The organism is Carboxylicivirga sp. M1479, from assembly GCF_007097485.1.
Lineage (GTDB): Bacteria > Bacteroidota > Bacteroidia > Bacteroidales > Marinilabiliaceae > Carboxylicivirga.
In genome coordinates this window covers 169,898-177,404 of sequence record NZ_VKDE01000005.1, presented here as the reverse complement: position 1 = coordinate 177,404, position 7,507 = coordinate 169,898, and the positions used below count along the sequence as shown (strand labels likewise).

Annotated in this window: 7 protein-coding genes and 1 pseudogene; 2 read left to right on the top strand and 6 right to left on the bottom strand. The window is 38.4% G+C overall.

The annotated features are described in order from the left end of the window. Both FNN09_RS05720 and FNN09_RS05715 read right to left on the bottom strand, forming a co-directional pair. On the bottom strand, positions 1–440 hold a 440-nt coding region (locus tag FNN09_RS05720; RefSeq protein ID WP_143300531.1), incomplete at its 3' end, for a transposase. Then, positions 436–729 (bottom strand): annotated as a pseudogene (locus FNN09_RS05715) (transposase); the annotation flags it as partial. The gene FNN09_RS05720 and the pseudogene FNN09_RS05715, both read right to left, overlap by 5 nt. 272 nt (positions 730–1,001) lie before the next feature. On the opposite strand from FNN09_RS05715, the gene FNN09_RS05710 reads away from it, so the two are divergent. Both FNN09_RS05710 and FNN09_RS05705 read left to right on the top strand, forming a co-directional pair. Further along, positions 1,002–2,588, top strand: a complete 1,587-nt coding sequence (locus tag FNN09_RS05710; protein WP_221932426.1) for an aspartate:alanine exchanger family transporter — start codon at positions 1,002–1,004, stop codon at positions 2,586–2,588. 66 nt (positions 2,589–2,654) lie between these two features. Beyond that, positions 2,655–3,356, top strand: a complete 702-nt coding sequence (locus FNN09_RS05705; protein WP_143300529.1) for a hypothetical protein — start codon at positions 2,655–2,657, stop codon at positions 3,354–3,356. A gap of 91 nt (positions 3,357–3,447) precedes the next feature. Here the strand turns inward: FNN09_RS05705 and FNN09_RS05700 are convergent, their stop codons facing one another. The 4 genes from FNN09_RS05700 to queA all read right to left on the bottom strand — a co-directional run bounded on the left by FNN09_RS05700 (position 3,448) and on the right by queA (position 7,396). Further along, positions 3,448–4,152 (bottom strand): phosphoadenylyl-sulfate reductase, encoded by a 705-nt coding sequence (locus FNN09_RS05700; RefSeq protein ID WP_143300528.1) that lies wholly within the window; start codon positions 4,150–4,152, stop codon positions 3,448–3,450. Between the two features lie 123 nt (positions 4,153–4,275). Next, positions 4,276–5,298, bottom strand: a complete 1,023-nt coding sequence (locus tag FNN09_RS05695) for a 6-phosphofructokinase (RefSeq protein WP_143300527.1) — start codon at positions 5,296–5,298, stop codon at positions 4,276–4,278. Positions 5,299–5,422: 124 nt separating this feature from the next. Next, the gene (locus tag FNN09_RS05690; RefSeq protein WP_143300526.1) at positions 5,423–6,241 is read right to left on the bottom strand and encodes a universal stress protein; all 819 of its coding nucleotides are present in this window, start codon (positions 6,239–6,241) and stop codon (positions 5,423–5,425) included. 105 nt (positions 6,242–6,346) lie between these two features. Next, entirely contained in the window at positions 6,347–7,396 is a 1,050-nt protein-coding gene (gene queA, locus FNN09_RS05685; RefSeq protein WP_143300525.1) for a tRNA preQ1(34) S-adenosylmethionine ribosyltransferase-isomerase QueA, read from the bottom strand. Positions 7,397–7,507: the final 111 nt, after the last annotated feature.

The window sequence follows — 7,507 nt, the reverse complement described above, 5'->3', positions numbered from 1 at the left end:
TGCTCAATAACTTTACGCTTGTAACGAGTTAAATCCCGTAACTCGCGTATACCTTTGGGCGGAATAAAACTTCCTTTTAATAAACCACTTAACAACAGTTTAGTGATCCACCGACTGTCTTTCTTGTCAGTCTTTTGACCTGGTACATTCTTTATATGACGCGCATTAACTAATAATATCTCAAATTCTTCTTCTAAGATATTAAACACGGGCTTCCAATATACGCCTGTGCTTTCCATGGCAACATGGGTTATTTTATTCTTTTTAAGCCAATCGCGCAGCTGCTCAATAGACTCTGTAAATCCATCAAAGGAACTAGTTTCCTCTTTTATCCCGGTTCCTCGGATGGTTGCTACCAAAACTTGCTTGTGGATGTCGATACCGCAGCCTCGTTCAATGACCTGCTCAAACTCTATGTTGTTACTTGTCCTANGGTACATTCTTTATATGACGCGCATTAACTAATAATATCTCAAATTCTTCTTCTAAGATATTAAACACGGGCTTCCAATATACGCCTGTGCTTTCCATGGCAACATGGGTAATTTTATTCTTTTTAAGCCAATCGCGCAGCTGCTCAATGGACTCTGTAAATCCATCAAAGGAACGGGTTTCCTCTTTTATCCCGGTTCCTCGAATGGTTGCTACCAACACTTGCTTATGGATGTCGATACCGCAGCCTCGTTCAATGACTTGCTCAAACTCTATGTTGTTATTTGTCGTAGCCATGCCTTCTTTTATTCACTAAGTTCCGAATTACCTCCAATAATCATCCCCCTGTGTGCCAAATTTACTTGCCATGGGTGTTTCATGTGTTTAAATTTATTTTCATTTGGCATATGGAACTCTCAATTCATCTGTTTCGCCATTCATTCGATAAATTTAAGAAAGTATGGTTGAGATGGAAAGTGTATATTTGCAACTTATTTTAATTCAGTTTATGAAACTCCGCTTAACAGGCATATACTTTATAGCCTAATTCTTAAAACAAATCTATTCGCATGGAACTTTTGCAAACTAGCTACTTCGCATTATTTGTAATCATTTGCCTCGGTTTTATTATTGGCAATGTTAAAATTAAAGGAGTATCACTCGATATTTCAGCCATCATATTTGTGGCCTTAATATTTGGGCATTTTGGCATTGTAATGCCTAGCATACTTGAAAAAATAGGACTAATACTTTTTATTTACACAATAGGTGTGCAGGCAGGTCCAGGTTTCTTCGATTCTTTTCAGAAAAATGGGCGCAACTTAGCTGTATTAGCCACGGTAGTTATTTTATCTGCATCAGTAATGGCATTTATACTGTATCATGCTTTTAATTTAGATATGCCAATTGTTACAGGCCTTCTTACCGGTGCTTTAACATCAACCCCCGGATTGGCAGCAGCCATTGAAACCACTAATTCGCCATTAGTATCCATTGGTTATGGTGTCGCTTATCCGTTTGGCGTTATAGGAGTCATTTTATTTGCCAAGTTCTATCCAAAAATTATTAAAGCCAACATTAAAGAGGCTGAAAAAGATTACGAGAAAAATGCAGAAGCAGGGTTTCCGGAAATCATCCATCGAAACCTTGTTGTTGAAAATGAAAATATTATTGGGAAAACGATTGGTCAGTTACGAGTACGCTCCATGACCCAGGCTGTGATATCGCGTGTGATGCACGATAACCATGCAATTACGCCCAACAACAATACACGACTTGATAAAGGCGATTTGGTAAGAGCCGTTGGCACAAAAGATGCCATGGAAAAAATTACCATATTAGTAGGATCAGAAACAGCTGACAAAATACCATTAGATGCAGGCTATGAAGTGCAATCAATTTTGGTTACCAATACCGAATCGGTTAATAAAGCTCTTAGTGTATTTAATTTATGGACCAATTATCAGGCAACAGTCACTCGAATCCGACGAAGTGGTATCGACATTACTCCCACACCATCGTTAAAGCTACAAATGGGCGATAAAGTAATGGTGGCTTGTAGTCGCGAAAACATGAAACAAGTAATTCGCATTTTCGGCAACAATGATAAGAAGTTATCTGATACGGATTTCTTTCCGGTAGCTGCAGGAATTGTGCTAGGTGTGTTGTTTGGTAAAATGTCGCTCTCATTTGGTGCTTCATTTTCTTTTAGCCTGGGTTTAACCGGAGGTGTACTAACAATTGCCATGATACTATCACGAATTGGTCGAACTGGACCTGTCATTTGGAGTATGTCAGGTGCTGCCAACCAACTACTCCGACAATTAGGGTTAATGTTCTTTTTGGCATCGGTGGGGACCAAAGCGGGCGCAACCCTTATTGATACCTACAACGATTATGGTGTTCAATTATTTATTGTAGGAGGTATACTAACATTATTTCCCATGTTAATGACTGTTGTTGCCGCCTACTTTATGAAATCACTCAATATATTAACACTGTTGGGAACTATAACAGGATCAATGACCAGTACGCCAGGATTGGCTGCCGTTGATAGCATGACTGATAGCAATGCAGCGGCCATAGCCTATGCAACCGTTTACCCGGTAGCTATGGTTTTACTTGTCATCTGTGTGCAAATACTGGGCGTTCTTTAATATTTTTTTAATCAAAAAGTGCATTTACTTGTTATACTTTAAATTGACATTTTAACACATATAAAAATGACTAACCTAAAAACACTATTTTTAACTGCAGCCCTACTTATACCATTAAGTCTAGTTGCACAAAATCCAACCAGCTCATCAGGTACTGTTCAGCGAACCTATAAAGTTCAAGAGCCGGCTCCTAAGAAAAGCACACCAAAAGCTCGTATTGAGCTAACACCTATTTATGGTTATTCCTTAAACGGTAGGGTTGATTTTTACAGAGCAGAGTTTAAGATGCAAGATGCAGTGCATTACGGTGGCGCTTTAGCGGTTGAAGTAATGCCTGGCGTACTAGGTGAATTCTCATTTACCCAATCGCCTACAACAGGTAGGTTTGCTGATTTTGCAGAGGGCATTACCCAAAATTATGACATCAACATTAATTATTTCCAACTGGGAGGTATAAAAGAACTAAAGAAAGGCCCGGTAGTTCCATTTGGTATGGTATCGCTTGGTGCCACTTGGTTTGACATGAAAAACAGTGGAGTTGATGATCATGTTGCTTTTTCTGCAGCCTTGGGAGGAGGTTTAAAATTCTTCTTTAGTGATCGAATTGGCATTCGCATGCAAGGTCGCCTTCTTTTACCAATGTATTTTTCAGGCGGAGGTTTATTCCTGGGAATTGGATCGGGAGGACCAAGTGGTGGGGTTGGTATAAGTACTGGAGTTATTGCTGTTCAGGGCGATTTCTCTGGAGGACTGATTTTCCTATTCTAAAAAAATTACACGGAATAAAAAAAGAACCGTTCTTAAGCTTTAGGCAAAAGAACGGTTCTTTTTTTTCTATACTCTAACATAGAGTTCGAATTTATCTTTTATGTAATCCACACTCTTTTGTGTCAGGATTTTCCCACCACCAACGGCCGGCTCTTACATCTTCGCCTTCCATAACGGCTCTTGTACAAGGCTGACAGCCAATACTTGGAAAATCTTTATCGTGCAAAGTATTATACGGGATACCTCTTTCTTTGATATAATCCCAAACCTGCTCTTCGGTCCAATCGGCCAAAGGATTAATTTTTAACAGATTGTTATTTGCATCCCATTCTACCTTATCAATATCAGCTCTGGTTACCGACTGTGCAGAACGCAAACCGCAAATCCAAACATCCAAGCCTTTAAAAGCACGTTGTAAAGGTTCAATTTTACGGTTAAAACAACATTCTTTGCGGTTCTCTACACTCTCGAAAAACAAGTTGATACCCTTTGCATTTACCATCTTTTGAACCTTCTTCTTTTTAGGGAAGAAAACCTCCATATTCTTCTTGTACTTACGTGAAGTACGGTCGATTAAATCATAAGTCTCAGGAAAAAGACGACCAGTATCTAAAGTGAAAATTTTAGTAGCAGGGTTAATTGCCACAACCATTTCGGTAAGAATTTGATCCTCGGCCCCAAGGCTTGATGCCAGACCTATTTTATCGCCAAAACGTTCAATAAAATAGTTTAATATTTCTTGTGCTGTTGAATTGGCAAACTGCTCGTTCAACTGTTTGATTTCATCTGCTTGCATAATCCAGTATTATTTTGTGCAAAGATAATAATTCGTTCTAAATCATTTCTCCAATAAAAAAAGGATGTCACCCTTACTAACTTTTTAATAAGAATGACATCCGTATATGTTTAAAAATTATTTCTATCCAAAGCAAACACCCATACTACGGCCTTGCTCAATTAAATAGTGATCAGGATTAACCAATCGCAATTTACCACCAACGTCAGACAAAGGAACAGAAGTAATCACATCGTTTTTAAGCGATACCATTGTTCCATACTCACCTCGCTGTATTAATTCTGCCGCGTGGGCTCCATAACGTGTTGCAAGAATTCTATCCTGAGGACTCGGACTTCCTCCGCGCTGTATGTAACCTAAAATGGTTTCGCGGGTTTCCATACCTGTCATCTTCTGGATTTTTTTACCAATATAGCTGGCTGCCGATTTCTTTTTAGGTTTCTCAATGCCTTCTGCAACCACTACAATTGAGTATGGCTTGCCAACTTTACTACGTTCCATCAGGCAATTACAAACATTATCCAAGTCAAAATCTAACTCTGGTAATAAAATCACATCTCCTCCACCAGCTATTCCTGAGTGTAAAGTAATCCAACCAGCATGATGCCCCATTAACTCAATAACCATAACTCTTTTATGCGAGTTAGCCGTAGTATGCAAGCGGTCAATTGCCTCGGTGGCAATATCCACCGCCGAATCGAAGCCAAACGTTACATCGGTACCAAATACATCGTTATCAATTGTTTTTGGAATACCAACCACATTTAAGCCCTCTTTTGACAGCAAATTAGCCGTTTTTTGGGTGCCATTACCTCCGATGCACACCAAGGCATCTAAACCAAGCTTATCGTAATTTTCCTTTATTATTTGAGGCTTATTTTCGGTTTCTCCATCTTCTACTTTAAAAGGTTTGAATCGCGATGTACCAAGAATTGTTCCTCCTACAGTAATAATACCCGAAAGTGCTTTTTCTTCCATGGGTGTAGCTTCCATATTCATTAATCCGCTAAATCCATTGGCAATTCCAACCACTTCCATGCCGTATTTTACAATTGCAGTTTTACCAACACCACGGATAGCTGCATTTATACCCGGACAATCGCCCCCGGCAGACAATATCCCAATTCTTTTTTTACCTGTTCCCATAGTATGATGTTTTGATGCTTAGCCCTGTTGGCCAATGCATGTTTGATTTCTTAATATAGCCTTGCAAACTGTTAAATTACTGCTTTTATATAAAATAAACACTGTGCCTATTTTATTGTTTCGATCATTCGTGAAATACTAACAATGGAATATCGGTATGAAACAGCATTTTACGTGTAATGCTTGGATGCAAAAAATTTGATATCATCGTACGTTTATGCCTTGTCATTGCAATAAGGTCGATGGAATTTAATTCAATAAAGGCATCTAAATCCGACACAAAATCTTCTCCCGAAATAATATCAAAATTAATGTGATAGTTACGATATGTTTGTGCACAATATAATCGCATTTCTTCCATGCGCTTTTTATCCCATTTATCGGGTTGAGATGCTTTAAAATGCGTGGCGAAAATTTTGGTTTGAAAAGGTGTTATTAAACGGATTAGTTTGTGCAAAGAGCGATAATCTCTTTCGCCAAAATCAGTTACAAACAACACATGGCTAATTTTTTCAGTATCAACTTGCGAAGCCGCAGGAACAGCTAAAACAGGTACTTTGGCATTTTTTATAACATCGCTGGTAACACTACCCAAGAGCTCTTTAATGGTTTCTCCCTTGCTAAGAGTTCCCATAATAATTACATCGGGATCGTCAATATTCCCGATTTCAACAATTACATCTTCGGGGTATCCGCATTCGACACGATAAATAAAATTAATTGAATCAGAAGCAGAGGTGTACTTTTGGATAGTAGACGCAACAAATTCCTTTAGGCGATTTTCGGTTTTAGCCAGATCACTTTCTTGATCTTTTTCCTGAAGAACATCACAACAACTAAGGAGGGTTATTGATGAGGGTACTTTTTTACCAAGATTTATGGCATATCGAAGTGCATTGATAGAATAATCGGAGAAGTTTATTGGGACAAATATTCGAACCATCATCTTTTTTTTAACTGTCTTAATCCCAAGTTACAAAAAAAGATAGTGGGCAAAAAATAAAAAAGCCGACCCAAGAGTCGGCTTTAGAATCAATATATGAGTTAATTAGATGATCAACATAGCATCGCCATACGTACCAAAACGGTATTTCTCTTTCACTGCTACTTCATATGCTTCCATAATAAAATCATAACCGCCAAAACCGGCAGCCATCATCATTAAGGTAGAAAGTGGTAAGTGAAAATTGGTAATCATTGCATTAGCAACCTGAAATTCATATGGAGGGAAGATAAACTTGTTGGTCCAGCCTTCAAATGGTTTAACATGACCATATGTTGACACAGAGCTTTCAAGCGTACGCATAACAGTAGTACCTACGGCACATACACGCTTCTTCTTATCTTTACCTGCGTTAATAATTTTAGTCGCTTCTTCGGTAATAAAGATTTGCTCCGAATCCATTTTATGCTTGGTCAAATCTTCTACGTCAACCTGACGGAAGTTACCTAAACCAACATGGAGTGTAATTTCAGAAAAATCGACACCTTTAATTTCCAAACGCTTCATTAGCTCACGACTAAAGTGCATACCAGCTGTTGGTGCAGCTACAGCTCCTTCGTGCTTGGCATATATCGTTTGGTAACGCTCTCTGTCTTCAGGTACCACCTTACGACCAATCATTGATGGAATAGGCGTTTCTCCCATTCCGTAAAGCGTTTCTTTAAATTCTTCGTACGAACCATCGTATAGAAAACGTAATGTACGGCCACGAGATGTGGTGTTATCAATTACTTCAGCTACAAGATTATCATCATCGCCAAAATACAATTTGTTACCAATACGGATTTTACGTGCCGGATCAACCAATACATCCCATAAGCGCTGCTCACGATTTAATTCGCGCAACAAAAACACTTCAATTTCAGCACCCGTTTTTTCTTTGTTTCCATATAATCTTGCCGGAAATACCTTAGTGTTGTTAAACACCATTACATCCTCATCATCAAAGTAATTGATCATATCTTTAAAGATCTTATGCTCAATTTCTTTGGTTTGTCTGTTCAGCACCATTAAGCGTGACTCATCACGGTTTTCCGCTGGATGCAGGGCAATTAACTCTTCCGGTAGGTTATACTTAAACTTTGATAACTTCATATATATTTCGTTTTAATATATTGCTTTACTACTTATCTAAAATCAAAAAAAACATCTCACAATGTAGCAAGATGATTATTTGTTGATAGATACCTGTTAACTATACACTTG